Here is a 23,129-nt window from a genome sequence, read left to right on the forward strand (position 1 = left end):
TCGACAGGCCGTCATTTTACAGCACGCGGCCGGAAACGTTCCGGCCGCCCCCTGGGCACCGACCTCAGGTCAGTGAATGCCCAACTCGATGAACAGCTCGTTGTGGCGTGCCTTCTGCGACGAAAAGCGCAGACGGGTGGCACGAACGACGTCTTTCAGCTGCGCCAGCGCGTCATCGAACACCTCGTTGATGATGACGTAGTCCGACTCCGACGCATGCGACATTTCGCTGCCCGCGGCCAGCAGGCGGCGCACGATCACGTTCGGCTCGTCCTGGCCGCGTTTCTTGAGCCGCTCCTCGAGCGCGGTCAGCGACGGCGGCAGGATGAAGATCTCCACCGCGTTCGAAAACCGCTTGTGCACCTGCTGGGCGCCCTGCCAGTCGATCTCGAGCAGCACATCGTTGCCCTGGGCCATCTGCTGCTCGATCCAGACCTGGGACGTGGCGTAGTAGTTGCCGTGCACCTCGGCCCATTCCAGGAACTCACCCCGGTCGCGTGCGGCGCGGAACTCGTCCACGGTAGTGAAATGGTACTCGCGGCCGTTCTGCTCGCCCGGGCGCGGCTTGCGCGTGGTGTGTGAGATCGACAGGCGGATGGCCGAATCCTGCGACAGCAGCTTGTTCACCAGCGTGGACTTGCCGGCGCCGGACGGGGCCACCACCATGAACAGGTTGCCGGGGTAGGCGGTGTCGATGGCGACGTGCGGCGTGGACTGGGACGCGGTGTGGGACGTTTCACTCATGATCTGTGATCTGGTTTAGGACTTATTCGAGATTCTGGATCTGTTCGCGCATCTGCTCGATCAACAGCTTGAGCTCCATCGACGCATCGGCCAGCTCCTTGGCGGCGGCCTTCGAGCCAAGCGTGTTCGCCTCGCGGTTCAGCTCCTGCATCATGAAGTCGAGCCGCTTGCCGACCTGACCGCCCTTCTTCAGGATATGCCGCGTTTCGTTGAGGTGGGCCTGCAGGCGCGACAGTTCCTCGGCAATATCGATGCGGATGCCATACACCGTGGCTTCCTGGCGGATGCGCTCGCCGATCTCGTCGCGGCTCATCGACGGCATGCCGGACGGTGCGGCCAGGTTGAACGCCTCCTGGAGGCGCTCGGTCAGCTTTTCCTGGTGATGGGCGATCAGTTGCGGGATGGTCGGCGTCAGGCGCTCGACGATGGCCAGCATGGCGTCGATGCGCTCCATGAGCGTGGCCTTGAGGGCCTCGCCCTCGCGCCGGCGCGCTTCCAGCAGCTGGTTCAGCGCGTCACGCGCGGCACCCGTGACAGCCTCGCGCAGGGACTCCTGCGACAGTTCCGGCTCCACCAGCACGCCGGGCCAGCGCAGGATCTCGCCCATGCGCAGCGAACCGGCGCCGCTGAAGGTGGCGGCCACGGTGGACTCCAGCGCGCGGATCTGGTCCAGCAGGCCCTGGTTCAGCGCCAGCGTGGCGCCGCCGGTATCGGTGCGCTGCAGGTTGATGCGGCACTCCAGCTTGCCACGCGACAGCTCGCCCATGAGCATCTCGCGCAGGGCGGGCTCGAACGCGCGGCATTCCTCGGGGGCGCGGAACAACAGGTCGAGAAAACGCGAATTGACAGTCCGGAATTCCACCGAAACCGAGGCGGTCCGGCCGCTGGGCTCGCCCTTGGCGTTTGTCAGCGGCGCCTGGCGCGTCGCCAGGCCATACCCTGTCATGCTGTGGATCATTGTCGGTTATCTCGCGTAAGAGTCGGAAAGGGTCGGAAAGGGTCGAAATACGGGTAAATCGGGGCGGTAATCGCATGCCGCCGGGGCCTGCAAGCCAGCACCGGGGCGGGTGCGCGGGCAGCGCGCCGGCCGGGCAGAAAATCAACGGAAAACCCGGTTGGAAAACGCGGATTTTTGGCAACAGTCCCCGCTAATGTTTTCTTTACAAGTGATCGATTAGCCGGGAGAATCCGTGGGCAAATGAGGTCCCGAATCCTATGACAGAGTCCAAGGGCGCTAACCAACCCAAGAGTGCGCCGCTGCCCATCGGCACGCTGCTCGCCAACTACCGTATTGTAAAGAAGTTGGCCAGCGGGGGGTTCAGTTTCGTCTACCTCGCCACCGATGAAACCGGCGCCCCGGTGGCCATCAAGGAATACCTGCCGTCCTCGCTGGCCCGCCGCAACCCGGGCGAGCTGATTCCGGTCGTCCCGGACGAGAACGCGGCCTCGTTTCGCCTGGGCCTGAAATATTTCTTCGAGGAAGGCCGCTCGCTGGCACGCATTTCCCATCCGAGCGTGGTGCGCGTGGTGAATTTCTTCCGCGAGAACTCCACGGTCTACATGGTCATGAACTACGAGCTGGGCAAGACGCTGCAGGAGCATATCCTGCAGGCCCGGCAGCAGGGCAAGCCCAAGGTCCTGCGCGAGCGGTTCATCCGCAAGGTATTCCACGACCTGATGAGCGGGCTGCGCGAAGTCCATATCCACAAGCTGCTGCACCTGGACATCAAGCCCGGCAATATCTACCTGCGCGAGGACGAATCGCCGATCCTGCTCGACTTCGGCGCCGCGCGGCAGATCCTGACCATGGAAGCCGCCCGCTTCCAGCCGATGTACACCCCCGGTTTCGCCGCGCCCGAACTCTACGGCAAGCACAGCGACCTCGGCCCCTGGACCGACATCTACAGCCTGGGCGCCACGCTTTACGCGTGCATGGCCGGCATGCCGCCGCAGGAAGCCAACCAGCGCGAGAAGGAAGACCGCATGGGCGAATCGATCGCCCGCCTGCGCGCCACCTATACCAACGGGCTGGTGGACCTCGTGGAATGGTGCCTCCGGCTCACGCCGTCCGAGCGCCCGCAAAGCGTGTTCCGCCTCCAGAAGGAGTTGCGCGACCAGAGCAACGCGCTGGGCGAACAATCCGCCGCCGCGGCAGCGGCCAACCCCGCCGGGCCCGTTACCGAACGCATGAACGCAACGAGCCGCTTCATGACCTTGCTGCGCCGCCGCGACGACACCGCCACCACGCAGAGCGGCGATTAAATCACTACGCGTCGGCCCCGCGCACCCGCCGGGCCGGCCCTGACCGAACTCACGACAACATGCGATTCTCCGTCTACCAGGAAAGCCGGAAAGGCGGCCGCCGTATCAACCAGGACCGCATGGGCTACTGCTTCACGCGTGATGCCCTGCTGATGGTGCTGGCCGACGGCCTGGGCGGCCATGCGCTGGGCGAAGTCGCCGCGCAGCAAGCCCTGCAGACGCTGGCGCGCCAGTTCCAGACCCAGGCCCGCCCGGCCATCCGCAATCCGGCGGACTTCCTCCAGGACACGGTCATGCTGGCGCACCGCGAGATCCATCGCTACGCCGAAGCCAACCGCCTGGCGGACGTGCCGCGCACCACCGTGGTCTGCTGCCTGATCCAGAACGGCCAGATCCACTGGGCCCACGCCGGGGATTCGCGCCTGTACCTGATCCGCAAGGGCACGCTGCTCACCCGCACCCGCGATCACTCGAAGATCGAAAACCTGCTTCAGCAGGAGCGCGTGCTGCCGATGGACGTGGCCAACCACCCCGAGCGCAACAAGCTGTACAACTGCCTTGGCTCGCCCAACCTGCCGCTGATCGACATCGGCGGCCCGGTGCGCCTGGAACCGGGCGACGTGGCGATGCTGTGCTCGGACGGCCTGTGGGGCGCGCTGGAAGAAAAGGTCATCGTCGACAAGGTGACCAGCCTGTCGGTGGTGCACGCCATTCCGGACATGATCGAACAGGCGCTTCAAAACGCGGGCGAAGGTGCCGACAACACCACAGCCATCGCCATGATGTGGGAGGCCGACGCCACCGTGCCGAACGACGACGCCGTGCTGACCGACACCCTGCCGCTGAACGCCTTCACCACGTCGATCCTGGAGCGGACGGGCAGCGAGAACGACCTGCTGTCCGAGGAAGAGATCGAACGGTCGATTGCCGAGATCCGCGCCGCGATCGACAAGACCACCAATTTCATGCGCTGAAGTACCGCGCATGGGGCGCCGGCGGGCACGCATGGCCTGCCGGCGTTAGAATCGCGGTCTCACCCGATTCCAACGAAAGATCCCCATGCGACCCAGCGGACGCGCAGCCGATGCGCTGCGACCCATCACCCTGACCCGCCACTACACCCGCCACGCGGAAGGTGCCGTGCTGAGTGCCTTTGGCGATACCAAGGTGCTGTGCACGGCCAGCGTGCTGGCCAAGGTGCCGCCGCACAAGAAAGGCAGCGGCGAAGGCTGGGTCACGGCCGAGTACGGCATGCTGCCCCGCGCCACGCACACCCGCTCCGACCGCGAGGCCGCGCGCGGCAAGCAGACCGGCCGCACGCAGGAGATCCAGCGCCTGATCGGCCGCGCCATGCGCACGGTGTTCGACCTCGGCGCGCTGGGCGAGTACACCCTCCATCTCGATTGCGACGTGCTCCAGGCAGACGGCGGCACCCGCACGGCCGCCATCACCGGCGCCTTCGTGGCCGCCCATGACGCCGTGAGCAAGATGCTGGCCGATGGCCTGATCGCAAAAAGTCCAATTCTTGACTTCGTGGCCGCGGTTTCCGTGGGCATGGTCGATGGCGTGCCCGTGCTCGACCTCGACTACGCCGAGGACAGCAGCTGCGACACCGACATGAACGTGGTGATGACCGGCAGCGGCGGCTTCGTCGAAGTACAGGGCACCGCCGAAGGCGTGCCGTTCAGCCGCGCCGACCTGGACGCCATGACGCGCCTGGCCGAAGCCGGCATTGCCGACCTCGTGCGCCACCAGAAGCTGGCGCTCGGCCTGTAAGCGACGAGAACCGTGCAAAGCAAAAGGGGATGACGATGCAACGCCTTGTGCTGGCCTCCAACAATCCCGGCAAGCTGAGCGAGTTCGGCGCGCTGCTGATGCCGCTGGGCATCGACGTGGTGCCGCAGGGCGACCTCGGCATTCCCGAAGCCGAGGAACCGCATCCGACCTTCGTCGAGAACGCACTGGCCAAGGCGCGCCACGCCAGCCGGCTCGCCGGCATGCCGGCGCTGGCCGACGACTCGGGCATCTGCGTGGACGCGCTGGACGGCGCCCCGGGCGTGTATTCGGCCCGCTACGCGCAAAGCGTGGGCAAGCCAAAGTCCGACGCGGCCAACAACGCGCACCTGATCTCGCAGCTGGCCGGCAAGCTCAATCGCCACGCGCATTACTACTGCGTGCTGGTGCTGGTGCGCCATGCCGACGACCCGCGGCCGATCATCGCCGAGGGCACCTGGGCCGGCGAGGTGGTCGACGCCCCGCGCGGCGCCGGCGGCTTCGGCTACGACCCGCATTTCCTGCTCCCGCGCATCGGCAAGACGGCCGCCGAACTGAGCGCGGAAGAGAAAAACGCCATCAGCCATCGCGCGCTGGCGCTCCAGGGGCTGGTGGCCCGGCTCCAGGCGGCCAGCCTGAAGGTTCGCGCATGATTCCGATTCACCCCGTCAGCAGCGGCAAGCCGGCTGTTTCCGCCGCCGCTTCGCCCGCCGTTTCTCCCGCCGACAACCAGCAACTCTGGCTCAAGCCGGGCCAGATTGCCCTGCCAGGCTCCCCGCCGCTCTCGCTCTACGTCCACATCCCGTGGTGCGTGCGCAAGTGTCCGTATTGCGATTTCAACTCGCACGCGGCGCCGGGCACCGTCGGCGGACAAGACAGCCACGACATCCCCGAAGACGCCTACCTCGACGCCCTGCGCGCCGACCTGGAACAATCGCTGCCGCTGGTCTGGGGCCGCCCCGTGCATACGGTGTTTATCGGCGGAGGCACGCCGAGCCTGCTGTCCGCTGCCGGCATGGACCGGCTGCTATCGGACATCCGCGCGCTGCTGCCGCTCGATGCCGACGCCGAGATCACGATGGAAGCCAACCCCGGCACCTTCGAGGCCGAGCGGTTCGCGAGCTACCGCGCGAGCGGCATCAACCGGCTGTCGATCGGCATCCAGAGCTTCAGCGACCGGCATCTCCAGGCGCTGGGCCGCATCCACGGCGAGCGCGAGGCGCGCGCGGCCATCGAGATCGCCCAGGCCAGTTTCGACAACGTCAACCTCGACCTGATGTACGCGCTGCCGGGCCAGACCGTGGAGGAATGCGTGCGCGACCTCGAAGCGGCGCTGGCCTATGGCACCACGCACCTGTCGATGTACCACCTGACGCTGGAGCCGAACACGCTGTTCGCCAAGTACCCGCCCGCGCTGCCGGACGAGGACATCGCCTACGAGATGCAGGACATCATCGAGGCCCGCACCGGCGAGGCCGGCTTCCGGCACTACGAGACCTCGGCCTACGGCAAGCCGCACCGGGAGGCGCGGCACAACCTCAATTACTGGCGTTTTGGCGATTACCTCGGCATCGGGGCGGGCGCGCACGGCAAGCTGTCGTTCCCGCACCGGGTGCTGCGCCAGATGCGGCACAAGCACCCCGCCACCTATATGCGCGAGGCGATGGCCGGCAACGCCGTGCAGGAAGCGCGCGATGTGAGCGCCGACGAACTGCCGTTCGAGTTCATGCTCAACGCGCTGCGGCTGACCGACGGCGTCCCGGCATCGAGCTTCCACGACTACACCGGCCTGCCCCTGCACACCATCAGCAAGACCCTGGCCGAAGCCGAGAAGAAAGGCTTGCTGGAGGCCGACCTCGCCACGATCCGCCCGACCGAACTGGGCCGGCGCTTCCTGAACGACCTCCAGGAGATGTTCCTGAAGGACTGAACCGGCACCTGGTCCCGCCATCCCCCCCACCCCGGACTATATTGGGGAGAAGGTCGCGGCACGCTTGCCGCCGACCGCCTCGGGAAGTGCGCTGGAGGTGCCGCCATGAAGCTCGAACCGCTGGTCTGCCAAAGCGTTGAGGTCCGGCCGGTTCTGGTGCCACTGAAACGGCCTATCGTGTCGAAAGTTGGCGCATTCGACCAGTGGCCGTTGATCCTGATCGATCTTCACACCCGGGAAGGCATTGTCGGCCGCAGCTATCTTGAGCCGTACCTCAAGCAAGCCGCGAAGTACATCGTGCCCGTCATCCGAGACCTTGTCGCGGCGCGGGCAGGCACCCCGCTTTGCCCGCTGGATGACTTCCAGCACGCCAGACGCGCCCTGCACCTTGTGGGCTACGAGGGCATTACGATGATCGCCATCGCGGCGCTCGACATGGCCGCGTGGGACGCCCTTGGCCAGGCCGCCGGCTTGCCGCTCGCCGCATTGCTCGGGGGCGCGGTGGGCAAGGTGCCGGCGTACAACAGCAACGGACTCTGGCTGAGCGACGTCGGCGGGCTTGCCGAGGAGGCCGCCGCGCTCGTTGCAGAGGGCGGCTTCCACGCGCTGAAGCTGCGGCTGGGCCGCGAGCGGCTGCAGGACGACCTCGACGCCATTCGTAGCGTCCGGGAAGCCGTCGGCGAAGACACCAAACTCATGGTGGATTTCAACCAGGGCCTGTCGTTCGACGACGCCCTGCGCCGCTGCCACGCGCTCGACGATCAAGGGCTCTACTGGTTCGAGGAGCCGGTCGCCTACACCAACACCGACGGACATGCACAGTTGGCCCGGGAGATCAGGACGCCGATCCAGTTAGGCGAAAACTTCTACGGTCCGCGGGATGTTTGGAAGGCATTGCAGGCCGGCGCCTGCGATTGCGTCATGTTGGACATGATGCGGATCGGCGGCGTGTCGGGCTGGCTGCGCGCCGCGCCGATCGCGTCCGCTGCGGGGATCCCGGTCTCTACGCACCTGTATCCGGAAGCCTGCGCGCACCTGATGCGCATCACAGAGACCCCACACTGGCTGGAATGGCAGGATTGGGGCTACCCCGTCCTGAAGGCGCCCTTCGCGCTCGAAGACGGGCAACTCATCGTGCCGGACAGGCCCGGTCTGGGGATCGAGTGGGACGAGCCCGCCGTGAAGCGGTTTCAATACGAGTGAAACCGGGTCAAACGGGCCTCCGATGAAAAAGCCACGCATGACGCGTGGCTTTTTCGTAGAACTACGAGGTGCGTACTCAGTACGGCGTAGCCATGTCGTTGGCCACGCGCGCCCGGTCGCCCACGCGCAGGTTGCCGATGTTGCTCTGCGTCACGGTGGCCATCCGGCCATCGTCCAGCCGCACGTTCACGCGATACACGGTCTGCGTATTGCTGCCCGCGCGTTTCTCGATCTGGTTGCCGGCCACGGCGCCCGCCACGGCACCGCCGATGGTCGCCACGGTCTGTCCACGCCCGCCACCGATCTGGTGGCCGAGCAAGCCGCCCGCCGCGCCGCCAATCACGGTGCCGAGCAGGCCGGAACTGCCTTGCGTGCTGCTGATCGGCTCGATCGACTCCACGCGGCCCGTGAACACCGACCCGGCCGGGGCCTGGTAGGTGGTCTGGTTCGGGTCCTGGTAACCCGTGTTGGGCGGCGCGTTGTTGTAGTTGCCGTAGCCGTTGTAGCCCGGTTGCGCGCACCCTGCCAGGGTGGCCGCACAGGCCAGCGCGCCAAGGGCCAGCCACGATTTGCTGCGATGTTGCTGCATGGATAAGTCCTCCTCTATCGCTTGTTTGAGATGCCAACGCGCGGCAGGCAGGCGCCGCACGTCCTGCCAATATGAGGCGATGTGGCCCACAAGGTTCCGCTGTGTCCGACAAACACCGACAACGCAGGCAAAGCGATTGACGAGGGCATCACACTACGGGCCGCCGCCACCTTGTATAATGCGGCCCTCCAAGGAAGCGTGGCCGAGTGGTTTAAGGCAGCAGTCTTGAAAACTGCCGATGGGGTGACCCATCCGTGAGTTCGAATCTCACCGCTTCCGCCAGACAAATAAAAAACCCCGCCATTCAGGCGGGGCGAAGCACTGCTGTGGAGCATTGACCCCCACGGTGATTCGGTCCGGGCGCTTACTCCAGCGTGATCTTGCCCTGCTCGATCACGGTCTTCCAGCGCTTCAGTTCCTCGTTCTCGAACTGGACGAACTGCTCCGGCGTGTTGGCGACGACTTCGAAGCCCTGCTCGCCCAGCTTCTTCTGCATCCCCGGTTCCTTGAGCGCGCTCACCAGCGCGCCGTGCAGGCGCGACTTCACGTCCGCCGGCAGGCCCTTCGGGGCGGCCACGGCCTGCCACGAATAGACTTCCACATCCTTGACACCGGCCTCGGCCATCGTCGGCACGTCCGGCAGCAGGGCCGAGCGCTTGTCCGACGTAATCGCCAGCGCGCGCAGCTTGCCCGTGCGGATGTGCTGGATGACCGCGTTGAGGTTCTGGAACGAGACATCGACCTGGCCCGCTAGCAGGTCCGAGATGGCCGGCGCGCCGCCCTTGTACGGCACGTGCAGGCCGTCAGTGCCGCTCTTCTGCCAGAACAGCGCCGCGGTCAGGTGGTCGGACGACCCCGCGCCCGAGGTGGCGAAGCTCACCTTGCCCGGGTTCTTCTTCATATGGGCAACCAGTTCCGCCAGGTTCTTGGCCGGGAAGTTCGGGTTGGCCACCAGCACGTTCGGCGCGCGTACGGCCACGGTCAGCAGGTCGAAGTCCTTGGCCGGGTCATAGGCCAGGTTCTTCTGGAGGAACGGGTTGACCGCGTACACGCCAATCGAGGCCACCAGCAGCGTGTAGCCATCGGCCGGGGCACGCTTGACGAAGGTGGCACCGATCGCGCCCGTGGCGCCGGGGCGGTTGTCGATCACGAACGGCTGTCCCAGCTTGTCGTTGAGCGGCTGCGCCAGCACGCGGGCGATGGTGTCCGACGACCCGCCAGCCGGGAACGGCACCACCATCGTCACCGCCTTCTGCGGCCAGGCCGTGCCGGCCGCAACGGCCACACTGCTGACCGTGGCGCCCACGGCCAGGGCGACGAATACACCGGCAATCCGGCGGAACAGCGTCTTCTGTTTCAGCATTGTCTTGTCTCCTGTCTGACTGTCTTATCTTTAATGCCTTGATCCGTGACCCGGACGCGTTACCGCACCATGCACGGCGCCTTGTTGTTGAACTTCCACCCCGGGATCAGGAACTGCATGGCGATGGCGTCATCGCGCGCGCCCAGACCCTTCTCCTGATAGAGACGGTTGGCACGTGCCAGCGCGTCCATGTCGAGTTCCACGCCCAGCCCCGGCGTCTTGGGCACCTGCACCAGGCCGCCCTCGATCTTCAGCGGGCTGCGCGTCAGGTGTTCGCCGTCCTGCCAGATCCAGTGCGTGTCGATGGCGGTGACGCGGCCCGGCGCGGCGGCCGCCACGTGGGTGAACATTGCCAGCGAGATGTCGAAGTGGTTGTTCGAGTGCGAACCCCAGGTGAGGCCCCACTCCGCGCACATCTGCGCCACGCGCACCGAGCCCTGCATGGTCCAGAAGTGCGGGTCGGCCAGCGGAATGTCCACCGAGTGCAGGCGCACCGCGTGGCCCATCTGGCGCCAGTCCGTGGCGATCATGTTGGTGGCCGTCGGCAGGCCGGTGGCGGTGCGGAACTCGGCCATGATCTCGCGGCCCGAGTAGCCGTCCTCGGCACCGCAGGGGTCTTCGGCGTAGGCCAGGATGCCGTGCTTGTCGCGGCACAGGCGGATCGCGTCGGCCAGCAGCCAGCCGCCGTTCGGGTCCAGCGTCACGCGCGCCTTGGGGAAGCGCTCGTGCAGCGCGATGATGGCTTCCATCTCCTCGTCGCCGCTCAGCACGCCGCCCTTGAGCTTGAAGTCGTTGAAGCCGTAGCGCTCGTATGCGGCCTCGGCCAGGCGCACCACGCCCTTGGCGTCCATCGCCACTTCATTGCGCACGCGGAACCATTCGTTGTCGGCGTTCGGCTCGGTGCGGTAGTCCAGCGTGGTCTTCTGGCGGTCGCCCACGTAGAAGAGGTAGCCGAGCATCTCCACGGCGTCGCGTTGCTGGCCTTCGCCGAGCAGCGCGGCCACGGGCACCTGCAGGTGCTTGCCGAGCAGGTCGAGCATTGCCGCCTCGATCGCCGTCACGGCATGGATCGTGATGCGCAGATCGAAGGTTTGCAGGCCGCGGCCACCGGCGTCCCGGTTCGCAAACGTCGCACGCACCTTGTTCAGCACGGCCTGGTACTGGCCGATCGGCTGGCCCACCACCAGCGGACGTGCATCCTCCAGCGTCTGGCGGATGCCCTCCCCGCCCGGCACCTCGCCCACGCCGGTATTGCCGGCGCTGTCCTTGAGGATCACGATATTGCGGGTGAAGTACGGGCCGTGGGCGCCGGACAGGTTCATCAGCATGCTGTCATGGCCCGCCACGGGCACGACGGTCAGCTCGGTGACGACGGGCGTGGCAACGCCGGCATGTTGGGATGCGGTCATGTGGATCTGTCTCCGAAATCGCGTTTCAGGGTGATGCCGGGTTCGCGCTCCAAGACGAGACTGCGCCCTGCTTGTGATGTTTGGCCGTCATACGGCGACAGATCGATGCCGATTATTGCAAGGGGCCTCGCAAACCTGTGCGTTATCTGTCATCGTATGACTTACGACGCAGTATAATGAGCGCATCTTGCGCCGGTCAATACCTCAGTTTCCCCTACCCATGTCCAATGTCCCGATGACTTCGCCCGCCCCCCTGCGCCGCCGCGGCCGTACGCTTGCCGAGGAAGTAGTGGGTAACCTGACCGACAGCATCCAGCAGGGCCAGATCAAGCCCGGCGACAAGCTGCCCACCGAATCCGAGATCATGGCCACGCTTGGCGTGAGCCGCACGGTGGTGCGCGAGGCACTTTCGCGCCTCCAGGCCAGCGGCCTGGTCGAGACCCGCCACGGCATCGGCACCTTCGTGCTGGCCCGCCCGGTCGAGACCCATTCGCCGTTCCGCATCGACCCCTCGGCCATGGTCACGGCCATGGACGTGCTGGCGATGCTCGAATTCCGCGTCAGCCTGGAAGCCGAGGCCGCGAGCCTGGCCGCCACGCGGCGCAGCGACGAGCAGCTCACGGCCATCCGCCGCGCGCTCGACGACATGAAACGCAAGGCTTCCGAAGGCAGCGATGCCGTGGGCTCGGATTTCGAGTTCCACCTGTCCATCGCGCGCGCCACCGGCAACCGCTATTTCACGGACATCATGGGCCACCTCGGCACGATGGTGATTCCGCGCAGCCGCCTGCAGGTCAGCACGCCCGAGCGCGAGCAGTACCTGGAGCGCGTCAACTTCGAGCACGAGAGCATCTACGATGCGATCGAGCGCCGCGACCCCGAGGCCGCCAAGGCCGCCATGCGCATGCACCTGACCAACAGCCGCGAGCGCCTGCGCAAGGCTTCCGCCATGGCAGGCTCCACCGGTTCTCCCGCCTGACGCCATGCGCGCGGCCCCTTTTGGCAGTTGGGGGGCGGCGCGGTTGCGGGCGACTTTCCGATGTCATATGATGTCTTATGACATGTTTCTGATACGACGCAGGATCGATACACCATGACTCTTACCGGCGAGATGCTGATCGGCGCGACTGCCGTACGCGGCACCGAAGACACTTTCCAGGCGATCAACCCGGCCACGGGCGAGACCCTGGCCCCCACGTTCCACGGTGGCAATGCCGCCGATGTGGACCGCGCCTGCCAACTGGCCGAGGCGGCCTTTGATACCTATCGTGCCACCACGCCCGAGCAGCGTGCGCGCTTCCTCGAATCAATCGCCGAAGGCATCGAGGCACTGGGCGATGAACTGGTCCAGCGCGCGCACGCCGAGACGGCGCTACCCATCGCCCGCCTGCAGGGCGAGCGCGGCCGTACCGCCGGCCAACTGCGCCTGTTTGCGCGCGTGGTGCGCGATGGCCGCTGGCAAGACGCCACGCTCGACAGCGCCCTGCCCGAGCGCACCCCGCCGCGCCCCGACCTGCGCATGCAGAACATTCCCGTGGGTCCGGTGGCCGTGTTCGGCGCCAGCAACTTCCCGCTCGCATTCTCGGTGGCCGGTGGCGATACCGCTTCCGCGCTGGCCGCAGGCTGCCCGGTGGTCGTGAAGGCCCACCCGGCGCATCCGGGCACCTCGGAACTGGTCGGACGTGTGATTCAAAAGGCAGTTGCCGACAATGGCCTGCCGGAAGGCGTGTTCTCGATCGTGATGGGCGCCGGCATCGCCATCGGTACGGCGCTGGTTGCCCATCCGGTGATCCAGGCCGTGGGCTTCACCGGCTCGCGCACGGGCGGCATGGCGCTGGTCAAGGTCGCCAACGAGCGTCCGCAGCCGATTCCGGTCTACGCCGAGATGAGCAGCATCAACCCGGTCTACCTGCTGCCCGAAGCGCTCGCCGCGCGCGGCGAAGCCATTGCGCGTGACCTGGTGGAATCGCTGGTGATGGGCGTGGGCCAGTTCTGCACGAATCCCGGCCTGCTGCTGGCCGTCGAAGGCCCGGCGCTGGACGCCTTCCGCGCCGCCGCCGTGGCAGCGGTGTCGGCCAAGGCCGCCGGCACGATGCTGACGCCGGGCATCCATCAGGCGTTCGAGCGTGGCGTGGCCCAGCTGTCCGCCGTGGAAGGCCTGACCCGCCCGGGTTGCGGCCTGGCGGGCACGGGTCCGAACCAGGCGCGTCCGGCGTTCTTCGAGACGACCGCCGAGCGCTTTATCGCCGATCACCGCATGCATGCCGAAGTGTTCGGCCCGTCGACGGTGCTCGTCACCTGCCGCGACGTGGACACGCTGCTGGCCGTCACCCGCATCCTGGAAGGCCAGCTGACGGCCACGGTGCAGGCTGACGCCGGCGACCAGGCCGTGGCCGCGCGCCTGCTGCCGGCGCTGGAACGCAAGGTGGGCCGCGTGCTGTTCAACGGCTACCCGACCGGCGTGGAAGTGTCGTTCGCGATGGTGCACGGCGGTCCGTTCCCGGCCACCTCGGACACCCGCACGACCTCGGTGGGCGCTTCGGCGATCGACCGCTTCCTGCGTCCGGTGTGCTACCAGAACGTGCCGGCCGCCCTGCTGCCGGCAGCCGTGCAGGATGGCAACCCGCTGAACCTGTGGCGCCTGAAGGACGGCGAACTCGGCCGGGCCTGAGCCTCGTCCCAGTCCTGATGAACGAAAAAACGGCCGCGCAAGCGGCCGTTTTTCATGGCGGAGGGCGTTCCAGCCGCGGTCAGGCGGCAACCCGCACCGGCGCCGAACTCGGCGTGGTGACCGGCGACGATACCGGCGGCGGAATCACCGGCGCGTTGCCGCGCGAGCGCCCCGAACTCAGGTAGTCGGCAATCGACTCCTGCGTGACTTCGCCGAGGTAGACCCCCTCGCCATCCACCACGGGCAGCCAGCTCGTGTTGTGCTGGTACATGCGCGACAGCACGATGCGCAGGTGCTCGTCGAACGCGGCGCTGGCCGCGAACGGGCGCAGCACGTCGGCGCAGCTGCCGCCCTTGGCCAGCGCGTTGCGCACGTCGCGGCGCGTGACGTAGCCCAGCGCGCGCTGTGCATCATCAATCACCGGCAGGTGGCGCACGTCGGCTTCGTCCATCACGCCGAACGCCTCCGCCAGCGACATGTCCGGACGGCAGCTCGGCGGCATCGTCGCGGCATCGCCCGCGCGCACCAGCAGCAGGCGCTTGAGCGTGTTGTCATGGCCGATGAAGGCCTGCACGAAGTCGTCCGCCGGGTGGGCCAGCAGCGCGTCCGGATGGTCGAACTGCACCAGTTGCCCGCGACGGAACACGGCCACCTTGTCGCCCAGCTTGATCGCCTCGTCGATGTCGTGCGACACCATGATCACGGTCTTGCCCAGCTGGCGCTGCATCTGGAAGAACTCGTTCTGGATGCTCTCCCGGTTGATCGGGTCCACCGCGCCGAACGGCTCGTCCATCAGCAGCACGGGGGCGTCCGCCGCCAGCGCGCGGATCACGCCGATGCGCTGTTGCTGGCCGCCCGACAGCTCGCGCGGGTAGCGGCCCAGCATCTTGTCCGGGTCGAGCTGCACCATCGACATCAGCTCCCGGGCGCGCTCGCGGCAGCGGCGCTTGTCCCAGCCGAGCAGGCGCGGCACGACCATGATGTTTTCCTCGATCGTCATGTTCGGGAACAGGCCGATCTGCTGGATCACATAGCCGATCTTGCGGCGCAGCGTCACGCCGTCGATGCCGGCGGTGTCCTCGCCCTCGATGCGGACCGTGCCCGAGGTGGGCTCGATCAGCCGGTTGATCATCTTGAGCGTGGTGGTCTTGCCGCAGCCCGAGGGGCCCAGGAAGACGCAGATCTCGCCCTTGGGCACCGTCATCGAGACGGCGTCCACGGCGCGCACTTCGGTGCCGTCCTTCTGGTGGAAGGACTTGGTGAGTTGGTCGAGTTCGATCATGGTTGGCGGATTCCTTTCGGCGTCAGCGCGCGCTGCAGGGCTTGCAGGCCGGCGTCCGCCGCGATGGCGAGCACGCTGACGAGGACCGCGCCCACCGCCAGCTTGCTCATGTTGCTCTGGCTGATCGCTTGCAGGATCAGCACCCCAAGGCCACCGGCGCCAATGATGGCGGCAATGGTGGCCACGCCGATGTTCATCACCACGGCCGTGCGCACGCCGCCCAGGATCACCGGCACGGCCAGCGGCAGGTCCACCAGCCGCAGCCGCTGCCAGGTGGTCATGCCGATGCCGCGCCCGGCCTCCTGGATGCCGGGATCGACATTGGCCAGCGCCGTGTAGGTGTTGCGCATGATCGGCAGCAGCGAGTACAGGAACACGGCGGTCACCGCCGGCACGTAGCCGAGCGCGTGGCCGAAGCGCGCAAAGATCGGGATCATCAGCCCGAACAGCGCGATGGACGGCAGCGTCAGCACCACCGTGGCCAGCGCCAGCAGCGGCGTGGCCAGGAAGCGGTGGCGCGTGATCAGGATGCCAAGCGGCACGCCGATCAGGATGGCCAGCCCCACGGCGGAGCCCACCAGCGCCAGATGCTCGCCGGTCAGGCGCAGCAGCGTCGGCCAGCTATGCGCGAGATAAGTCAGCAAATCCATGGGCGGCTCCTCAAATCAGACCGTGGCTGCGCAGGAAGTCTCCCGCCACCTTGTCCACCGGCTGCTGGCCGATATCGACCTGATAGTTCATGTCGGTCATCGCCGCGTTGTCGAGCTGGGCGGACAGCGCGTTGAGCAGGCCGGCCAACTCCGGCCGCTTGTCGAGCACGGCCTTGCGGACGACTGGCACGGCGTTGTACGGCGGGAAGAAGTGCAGGTCGTCTTCGAGCAGCACGAGGTCGAAGCCCTTCACGCGGCCATCGGTGGCGTAGACCAGCCCCAGATCCACCTGGTTGTTCTTGAGCGCGGTGTAGACCAGGCCGGGATCGAGCTGGATCACGTCCTTGCGGCCCAGCGGCAGCTGGTAGGCGGCCTTGAGCGGCTCCAGGCCGTCCGGGCGCGCGGCGAACTCCATGTCCACGGCGAACGGGCGGGCCTTGTCATCGGCGGCCTTCTCGCGCAGCTTGGCGGCGTATGCGGACAGCGTGGTCAGGCCCGGCTCGGCGCGCTCCTTCGGCATGGCCAGCGCGTAGGTGTTGTTGACCCGGGAGGCGTCCAGCCAGATCAGCCCCTTGGCGGCGTCCAGCTGCTTCACGCGGGCGTAGCTCTGCTCGGCGTCCAGCTTTTCCTCGACCTTGTTGAAGACGATCAGCGCGGTGCCGGTGTAGTCCCACACCACGTCCAGCTGGCCGGACTCCATGGCCTGGCGCATCAGCGTGCTGCCCAGACCCGAGGTGACTTCCGTGTTGATACCCTTGGCGCGCAGGTACTGCGTGGTCATCGACGACAGGATCAGCTGCTCGGTGAAATTCTTGCCGCCCACCCGCACGGGCTCGCCAGCCGGCTGTTGCGCGCGGGCCGGGGCGGTGCCCAGCAGCACGGCGGCAGCCGCCACGCCCACCACGGCGAACAGCCAGAACAGCCGGCGCTCCCAGTTTCGTTGCATTCCCATGTGATTCAGCTCCTCAGTACGCCAGCCCACGGCGGCGCAGATACATATGGCCGGCGGCGGCGAACAGCGCGTCCAGCAGCAGCGCGAGCAGCGCGGTAGCCGCGGCGCCCAGCAGCAGCAGCGGCTGGTTGTTCAGGTAGATGCCCGGGAAGATCAGCTCGCCAAGGCTGTTGGCGCCAATCAGGAACGAGAGCGGCACGGTGCCCACGTTGATCACCAGGCTGATGCGCACCCCGGCCAGGATCACGGGCAGCGCGTTGGGCAGTTCCACGCGCACCAGGCGCTGGCACGGCGTCATGCCGATACCGCGCGCAGCCTCGCGCAGGGCCGGCGAGACGTTGCGCAGCCCTTCGTACGTATTCCGCACGATGGGCAGCAGCGACGCCAGCCACAGCGCCAGCACCGCCGGACGCTCGCCAATGCCGAGCACGGCCAGCGCAAGTGCCAGCACGGCCAGCGACGGCACGGTATTGCCGATATTGAAGATCTGCATCAGGCGGTCCGCCCAGCGGCGCATGCAGGGCCGGCTCAGGGCGATACCCGCCGGCACGCCGGTGATGAGCGCCAGCGCCATCGAGATGGTGACCAGACGGAGGTGGTCGCCCACGTCGTACAAGAGACGCTCGTGATACCGATGAATCACATCCACACCAATCCACGCGACCAGACCAGCCAGCGCAGCGGCAATGACACCGCTCCAGGCCAGCGCCCGGATGGTTTGCTTCGACATATTCCCCCTTTCCAAAGCCAGGGGCGGCACCATGAGGATCAGGCGCCACTTCCCGGAAGCGGAAAACAAAAGGGCCGGCGGTAGTTCGGATGGGTGCCCGCCGGGGCCCGGTTCAGATTGCCTTGCCGCCATGACCGGCACGATTGCCGGCGGACGGACTTGTGGCTGCCACGCGAAAGGGGCGGGACAGCCTTGTGAAGGGGATTCGCGCGGTAAAGCTGTGGCGCGGATCGCCCGATAGCGGCGCAATCGGATCGCATCGATCCGGCTTGGCCAGTGGCGGCGACTGGTGTCGTTGTGAAAACGCGCTTCGGTGGGCGCCGCCGGTCAATCGGCCGTTGCTGGACAACGGATTGCGGGGATTCCGGCACAGACCGGCCCACAGCAATTTCCAGCAACGGATGACAAAGAGAGCGCTATTCTACACAACTTCTGCCAACCTGTCATCTTCGCGTTTTCCGCAGCGGTTTCGGGCGGCTTCTTCTGCGATCTGGTAGCGATCTTCCGACTGCTGATACGCCGGTCACCCCGTTGCATCCATGCGCCGACTGCATGCTCACTTGCAACATGAGTGGAACAATCTGTTGCCCGTCGGCCGTCTACCGCTTTGCCACCAAACCCCTACATTTACGGGTATGCAGAGACGGCCGAGGGCCGTCCGCCACAGGAGAACAAACAACATGGAAACCCGCACTCTCGCCACCGTTCCGGCCACCGCCCAGGAGACCGTAGCGCGCTCGCGCGCCGTCGACCGCGTGGTGCGCGGCATTGCCACGTCCGATGGCGCCGGCGTAAAGCTCACCCGCGTGCTGACGCAGAACCTGCAACGCCGGCTGGACCCGTTCCTGATGCTCGATGCCTTCGGCACCGACAACAAGGACGACTACATCGGCGGTTTCCCCGATCACCCGCACCGGGGCTTCGAGACCATCACCTACATGCTGGCTGGCCGCATGCGTCACCGCGACAGCGCCGGCAATGAAGGGTTGCTCGAAGGCGGCGGCGCGCAGTGGATGGTGGCCGGCTCCGGCGTGGTGCACTCGGAACTGCCCGAGCAGGAAGACGGCCGCATGGAAGGCTTTCAGCTCTGGCTGAACCTGCCCGCCGCGGACAAGATGACCACGCCGTGGTACCGCGACATGCCGGCCACGTCGATCCCGACCGTGGCACTGCCCTCGGGTGGCACCGTGCGCGTGCTGGCTGGCGCCACCCACGGCGTGGCCGGGGCCATGACGCGCCCGGTCACCGCGCCGATCTACCTCGACGTGAACCTGCCCGCCGGGCAGACCTTCACGCAGGCCCTGCCGGCCGGCCATAACGCCTTTGTCTATGTGCATCAGGGCGAAGTGCGGATTGGCGACGCGGTGGTGGAAGCGCAGCGCATGGGCGTGCTGGACAACAGCGGCCAGGCCGATGGCGTGGTCGTGACCGCCTCGAGCGACGCGCAGTTCCTGGTGATTGCCGGCCAGCCGCTGAACGAGCCGATCGCGCAGTACGGCCCGTTCGTGATGAACACGCAGGAACAGATCTACCAGACGCTGGCCGACTTCCGCGAAGGCCGCTTTGGCGTGGCAGCCAATGCCGCGTGATGCGCTGACTGACGCCTGACCGATAGCTCCCTGCCCCGGCGCCCGCCGGGGCCCTTGCTGACCGCCGCCCTGTCCTCGTGACAGCGCGGCGGTTTTTTCATGCCCGCGTGCTCGGCACGCGACTTGCAACCTGCCTGTAACCGTTGTGGGCCATGGCCTGCGGCCGGAAACGGCCCGCCGAACCCCCGCGCACTTATATAATCCACAGCAAATTCCGGGCATCACGACACCATGATGATGACAACCTGCCGCGCGGCGATGCTGCGCCACGCACAGCCGCTGTCACGTGCCTGATTTCAACGTTGCTGCCACAACAATCCGAGCCGCCTCAGTGACATTACAACTTCCCCCCAGGCTGGCGCTTGCCCACATCACCAAGCGCTATCCCGGCGTGACCGCCAATGACGACGTGAGCCTCTCCGTCGCTCCCGGCGAGATCCACGCCGTTCTTGGCGAGAACGGCGCCGGCAAATCCACCCTCATGAAGATCATCTTCGGCGCGGTCCGCCCGGACGCCGGCGAGGTGCACTTCAACGGGGCGCCGGTTGCCATCGCCAGCCCGCACGATGCCCGCAACCTGGGCATCGCCATGGTCTTCCAGCATTTCTCGCTGTTCGACACCCTGACCGTGACCGAGAACATCGCGCTCGGCCTGCCGCCGAAGGAAGTCGGCGGGATGAAGCAGCTGGCCGAACGCATCCGCGCCACGGCGGCGCGCTACGGCCTGCCGCTGGAGCCGAACCGCCATGTGCACACGCTGTCCGTGGGCGAGCGCCAGCGCGTGGAGATCGTCCGCGCGCTGCTGGCCCGGCCGCAGCTGCTGATCCTGGACGAGCCCACCTCGGTGCTGACCCCGCAGGCCGTGGAGACGCTGTTCGTCACGCTGCGCCAGCTGGCCGAGGAAGGCACCAGCATCCTCTATATCAGTCACAAGCTCGACGAGATCCGCGCGCTGTGCCATCACGCCACCGTGATGCGGATGGGGCGGGTGACGGGCGTCTGCGACCCGCGCGCGGAAAGCGCGGCGTCGCTGTCGCGGCTGATGATTGGCGGCGAGCCGCCGCGCGAGGCCCGCGTGACCACCGAGCGCGGGCCGGTGCGACTGGCCGTGCGCGACCTCTCGGTGCCACGCGCGCACGCCTTCGCCACCGAACTGCAACAGATTGCGCTCGATGTGCATGCGGGCGAGATCGTCGGCATCGCCGGGGTATCCGGCAATGGCCAGCAGGAACTGCTGGCGGCGCTCTCCGGCGAGGACCCGCGCGGCGCGGCGGGCAGCGTGCAGATCGACCACCAGCCGGTGGGCCGGCTCGACGCCGCCGCCCGCCGCCGCGTGGGGCTGGCCTTCGTGCCCGAGGAACGGCTGGGCCGGGGCGCGGTGCCGGGCATGAGCCTGTCGGCCAATACCCTGCTGTCGCACCAGACGCCGCCCTATGTGCGGGGCGGCATGGTGTCGCCGAAGGCAGCCGAGGGCCTGGCAGCCGGCATCATCAACCGTTTCCGCGTCAAGGCCAGCGGGCCGGCGGCGCTGGCGCGCAGCCTGTCGGGCGGCAATCTCCAGAAATTCATCGTCGGACGCGAGATCGAAAGTGGCCCGAAAGTGCTGATCGTGGCACAGCCCACCTGGGGCGTGGACGTGGGCGCCGCCGCGCAGATCCACAACGAGATCCTCGCGCTCAAGGCCACCGGCTGCGCCGTGCTGGTCGTGTCCGAGGAACTCGACGAGCTGTTCGGGCTCTGCGACCGGCTCCATGTGATGGCCAAGGGTCACCTGTCGCCGTCGATTCCCGTGGAATCGGCCACGCGCGAGCAGGTGGGCCTGTGGATGAGCGGATTGTGGGAAGGCGGGCCGGCCAGCGAACGGCCGCACGCCGCCACGGAGGGGGCTAGCCATGGCTGATCTCCGCTCCCCGCTGACGCTGGCGCCGCGCGGCGCCCCGTCGCGCCCGATGGCCTATGCCTCGCCGGTGTTCGCGCTGGTACTGACGCTGCTGTTCGGCGCGCTGCTGTTCCTGGTGCTCGGCAAGGACCCGGTGGCCGCGCTCAAGGTATTCCTGGTCGATCCGCTGAAAGACAAGCGCGCGATTGGCGAGGTGCTGCTCAAGACCGTGCCGCTGGTGCTCTGCGCGCTGGGGCTGTCGGTCTGCTACCGGGCCAATGTCTGGAACATTGGCGCCGATGGGCAGCTGATCCTCGGCGGCATCTTCGCCGGGGCCGCCGTGCTCTATTTCGACACACCGGGCCACACCATCGCCGGGCCGGCGGTGCTGGTCATCGCCGGGCTGGCCGGCATTATCGGCGGCATGGCCTGGGCGGCCATCACCGCGCTGCTCAAGGACCGCTTCAATGCCAACGAGATCCTGGTCTCGCTGATGCTGACCTACATCGCCCAGCAGTTGCTGCTGTGGGTGGTCAACGGGCCGCTGAAGGACCCGGCGGGGATGAACTTCCCGCAGTCGAAGGTGTTCTCGTCCGAGTTCCTGCTGCCGAACCTGCTGTCCGGCTCGCGGCTGCACGTGGGCTTCCTGGTCATGCTGGTGCTGGTGGCGGCGATGACGGTGTTCGTCTTCCGCAGCTTTGCCGGCTTCCGGCTCCAGGTGGGCGGCACCGCCCCGCTGGCGGCGCGCTACGCCGGGTTCTCGTCGCGCAAGGCGCTGTGGAGCGCGCTGATGATCTCGGGCGGCACGGCCGGGCTGGCGGGCGCGTTCGAGGTAACGGGGCCGATCGGCCAGCTGCTGCCCTCGATCTCGCCCGGCTACGGCTTCACGGCCATCATCGTCGCCTTCGTGGGGCGGCTGCATCCGGTGGGCGCCGTGTTCGGCGGCATCGTCATGTCGCTCTTCTATATAGGCGGCGAGATGGCGCAGTCGCGCCTGGGGCTGCCCTCGGCCATCGGCTGGGTGTTCCAGGGCATGCTGCTGTTCTTCCTGCTGGCGTGCGACACGCTGATCGACAACCGCCTGCGCTGGCGCGCCCGGGCCGCCTGAACCGGAGCCGACAAGAATATGGAACAACTCGCTCCCCTGATCGCCACGGCGATCAACGCCGGCACCCCGCTGCTGCTGGCCGCGCTGGGCCTGCTCGTCAACGAGCGCGCCGGCGTGCTCAACCTCGGCGCCGAAGGCATGATGCTGGTGGCTGCCGCGTTCGGTTTCATGGTCGGCTACCAGACCCAGTCGCCGATGCTCGGCTTCGCGGCCGGCGCGCTGGCCGGCATGCTGATGGCTTCGCTGTTCTCGTGGCTGGCGCTGGTGCTGGCCACCAACCAGGTGGCCACGGGCCTGGCGCTGTCGATCTTCGGCACCGGCCTGTCGGCCTTCATGGCGCAGCGCTTCGTCGGCTACGCCATGCCCGCGCAGGCCAAGTCGGTGCCGTTCCTGGCCGACCTGCCCTTTGTCGGGCCGGCCTTTTTCCAGCATCACTGGATGGTGTATTTCAGCATTCTGCTATGTGCTGCGATCGCCTGGTTCCTGTTCCGCACGCGGGCCGGGCTGACCCTGCGCGCGATTGGCGAGTCCCCGGAGTCCGCCCATGCGCTGGGCTACCCGGTGCGCTGGATCCGCTTTGGCGCCCTGCTGTTCGGCGGCGCCTGCTGCGGGCTGGCGGGCGCGTACCTGTCGCTGGTCTATACGCCGATGTGGGTGGAGAACCTCGTCTCGGGCCGGGGCTGGATCGCGCTGGCGCTGACCACCTTCGCCACGTGGCGCCCGGGCCGGGTGCTGGTGGGCGCGTGGCTGTTCGGCGGCGTGACCATTCTCCAGTTCTATTTGCAGGGCATTGGCGTGTCGGTGCCGTCGCAGGTGCTGTCGATGCTGCCGTACGCGGCCACCATCGTCGTGCTGGCGCTGATTTCGCGGAACCCGGCGTGGATCCGGCTCAATATGCCGGCCTCGCTGGGCAAGCCGTTCCGCCCGGGCAATGCCTGATTTTTCGTCGTTTTTCGAGCCAACCAGTCGTCAAAACCAAACGCATCACAAGACGT

At 67.2% G+C, this 23,129-nt stretch carries 21 protein-coding genes and 1 tRNA gene; 13 read left to right on the top strand and 9 right to left on the bottom strand.

The genetic code is table 11. The annotated features are described in order from the left end of the window. Positions 1-69 precede the first annotated feature (69 nt). A complete protein-coding gene (gmk, locus tag SB751_RS03360; RefSeq protein WP_144201695.1) occupies positions 70-744 on the bottom strand; it encodes a guanylate kinase in 675 nt (224 codons plus the stop codon). Between the two features lie 22 nt (positions 745-766). Continuing rightward, complete coding sequence (locus SB751_RS03365) at positions 767-1,702, bottom strand: YicC/YloC family endoribonuclease (RefSeq protein WP_144201697.1); 936 nt, start codon at positions 1,700-1,702, stop codon at positions 767-769. 257 nt (positions 1,703-1,959) lie between these two features. On the opposite strand from SB751_RS03365, the gene SB751_RS03370 reads away from it, so the two are divergent. From SB751_RS03370 to SB751_RS03395, 6 genes are all read left to right on the top strand, one after another. Further along, the gene (locus SB751_RS03370) at positions 1,960-3,006 is read left to right on the top strand and encodes a serine/threonine protein kinase (RefSeq protein ID WP_144201699.1); all 1,047 of its coding nucleotides are present in this window, start codon (positions 1,960-1,962) and stop codon (positions 3,004-3,006) included. Positions 3,007-3,065: 59 nt separating this feature from the next. Continuing rightward, positions 3,066-3,980: a PP2C family protein-serine/threonine phosphatase gene (locus SB751_RS03375; protein ID WP_144201701.1), complete on the top strand. Its 915-nt coding sequence runs from the start codon at positions 3,066-3,068 to the stop codon at positions 3,978-3,980. An 85-nt stretch (positions 3,981-4,065) separates the two neighbouring features. Beyond that, positions 4,066-4,782: a ribonuclease PH gene (gene rph / locus SB751_RS03380; protein WP_144201703.1), complete on the top strand. Its 717-nt coding sequence runs from the start codon at positions 4,066-4,068 to the stop codon at positions 4,780-4,782. 35 nt (positions 4,783-4,817) lie between these two features. After that, positions 4,818-5,432 (top strand): RdgB/HAM1 family non-canonical purine NTP pyrophosphatase, encoded by a 615-nt coding sequence (rdgB, locus tag SB751_RS03385; RefSeq protein ID WP_092293271.1) that lies wholly within the window; start codon positions 4,818-4,820, stop codon positions 5,430-5,432. Next, a complete protein-coding gene (hemW, locus tag SB751_RS03390) occupies positions 5,429-6,709 on the top strand; it encodes a radical SAM family heme chaperone HemW (RefSeq protein ID WP_211942757.1) in 1,281 nt (426 codons plus the stop codon). Before rdgB ends, hemW begins: the two co-directional genes overlap by 4 nt. 105 nt (positions 6,710-6,814) lie before the next feature. Further along, positions 6,815-7,912 carry an enolase C-terminal domain-like protein gene (locus SB751_RS03395; protein WP_144201707.1) on the top strand — a complete coding sequence of 366 codons (1,098 nt, stop codon included), beginning with the start codon at positions 6,815-6,817 and terminating at the stop codon, positions 7,910-7,912. 76 nt (positions 7,913-7,988) lie between these two features. Here SB751_RS03395 and SB751_RS03400 read toward each other — a convergent pair whose 3' ends face one another. After that, the gene (locus SB751_RS03400; RefSeq protein WP_144197510.1) at positions 7,989-8,501 is read right to left on the bottom strand and encodes a glycine zipper 2TM domain-containing protein; all 513 of its coding nucleotides are present in this window, start codon (positions 8,499-8,501) and stop codon (positions 7,989-7,991) included. Between the two features lie 192 nt (positions 8,502-8,693). Between SB751_RS03400 and SB751_RS03405 the strand changes: the two genes are divergently transcribed. Continuing rightward, positions 8,694-8,783, top strand: a tRNA-Ser gene (locus SB751_RS03405). 82 nt (positions 8,784-8,865) lie between these two features. Here the strand turns inward: SB751_RS03405 and SB751_RS03410 are convergent. Beyond that, entirely contained in the window at positions 8,866-9,864 is a 999-nt protein-coding gene (locus SB751_RS03410) for a Bug family tripartite tricarboxylate transporter substrate binding protein (protein WP_144197509.1), read from the bottom strand. Between the two features lie 59 nt (positions 9,865-9,923). After that, positions 9,924-11,273 carry a glucarate dehydratase gene (gudD, locus tag SB751_RS03415; protein WP_211942758.1) on the bottom strand — a complete coding sequence of 450 codons (1,350 nt, stop codon included), beginning with the start codon at positions 11,271-11,273 and terminating at the stop codon, positions 9,924-9,926. Between the two features lie 220 nt (positions 11,274-11,493). On the opposite strand from gudD, the gene SB751_RS03420 reads away from it, so the two are divergent. Both SB751_RS03420 and SB751_RS03425 read left to right on the top strand, forming a co-directional pair. After that, entirely contained in the window at positions 11,494-12,252 is a 759-nt protein-coding gene (locus SB751_RS03420; protein ID WP_144197507.1) for a FadR/GntR family transcriptional regulator, read from the top strand. 114 nt (positions 12,253-12,366) lie between these two features. Then, a complete protein-coding gene (locus SB751_RS03425; RefSeq protein ID WP_410747781.1) occupies positions 12,367-13,944 on the top strand; it encodes an aldehyde dehydrogenase (NADP(+)) in 1,578 nt (525 codons plus the stop codon). A gap of 79 nt (positions 13,945-14,023) precedes the next feature. Here SB751_RS03425 and SB751_RS03430 read toward each other — a convergent pair whose 3' ends face one another. From SB751_RS03430 to SB751_RS03445, 4 genes are read right to left on the bottom strand one after another with little or no spacing between them, the layout of a single operon-like run. After that, positions 14,024-15,226 (bottom strand): betaine/proline/choline family ABC transporter ATP-binding protein, encoded by a 1,203-nt coding sequence (locus SB751_RS03430; RefSeq protein ID WP_410747782.1) that lies wholly within the window; start codon positions 15,224-15,226, stop codon positions 14,024-14,026. Then, entirely contained in the window at positions 15,223-15,876 is a 654-nt protein-coding gene (locus SB751_RS03435; RefSeq protein ID WP_144197504.1) for an ABC transporter permease, read from the bottom strand. Before SB751_RS03435 ends, SB751_RS03430 begins: the two co-directional genes overlap by 4 nt. Positions 15,877-15,886: 10 nt before the next feature. Beyond that, positions 15,887-16,828, bottom strand: a complete 942-nt coding sequence (locus tag SB751_RS03440; protein ID WP_144197503.1) for a glycine betaine ABC transporter substrate-binding protein — start codon at positions 16,826-16,828, stop codon at positions 15,887-15,889. A gap of 13 nt (positions 16,829-16,841) precedes the next feature. After that, positions 16,842-17,558 carry an ABC transporter permease gene (locus tag SB751_RS03445; protein ID WP_410747783.1) on the bottom strand — a complete coding sequence of 239 codons (717 nt, stop codon included), beginning with the start codon at positions 17,556-17,558 and terminating at the stop codon, positions 16,842-16,844. Between the two features lie 680 nt (positions 17,559-18,238). Between SB751_RS03445 and SB751_RS03450 the strand changes: the two genes are divergently transcribed. The 4 genes from SB751_RS03450 (at position 18,239) to SB751_RS03465 (ending at position 23,073) form a co-directional block, all read left to right on the top strand. After that, positions 18,239-19,147 carry a pirin family protein gene (locus SB751_RS03450; RefSeq protein ID WP_144197501.1) on the top strand — a complete coding sequence of 303 codons (909 nt, stop codon included), beginning with the start codon at positions 18,239-18,241 and terminating at the stop codon, positions 19,145-19,147. A 331-nt stretch (positions 19,148-19,478) separates the two neighbouring features. After that, positions 19,479-21,047, top strand: a complete 1,569-nt coding sequence (locus SB751_RS03455; protein WP_211942762.1) for an ABC transporter ATP-binding protein — start codon at positions 19,479-19,481, stop codon at positions 21,045-21,047. Next, positions 21,040-22,134: an ABC transporter permease gene (locus SB751_RS03460; RefSeq protein WP_144197499.1), complete on the top strand. Its 1,095-nt coding sequence runs from the start codon at positions 21,040-21,042 to the stop codon at positions 22,132-22,134. Before SB751_RS03455 ends, SB751_RS03460 begins: the two co-directional genes overlap by 8 nt. A gap of 18 nt (positions 22,135-22,152) precedes the next feature. Then, positions 22,153-23,073: an ABC transporter permease gene (locus SB751_RS03465; RefSeq protein WP_211942763.1), complete on the top strand. Its 921-nt coding sequence runs from the start codon at positions 22,153-22,155 to the stop codon at positions 23,071-23,073. Positions 23,074-23,129: the final 56 nt, after the last annotated feature.

The organism is Cupriavidus sp. SIMBA_020, from assembly GCF_046535395.1.
Classification (GTDB): Bacteria; Pseudomonadota; Gammaproteobacteria; order Burkholderiales; family Burkholderiaceae; genus Cupriavidus; species Cupriavidus campinensis.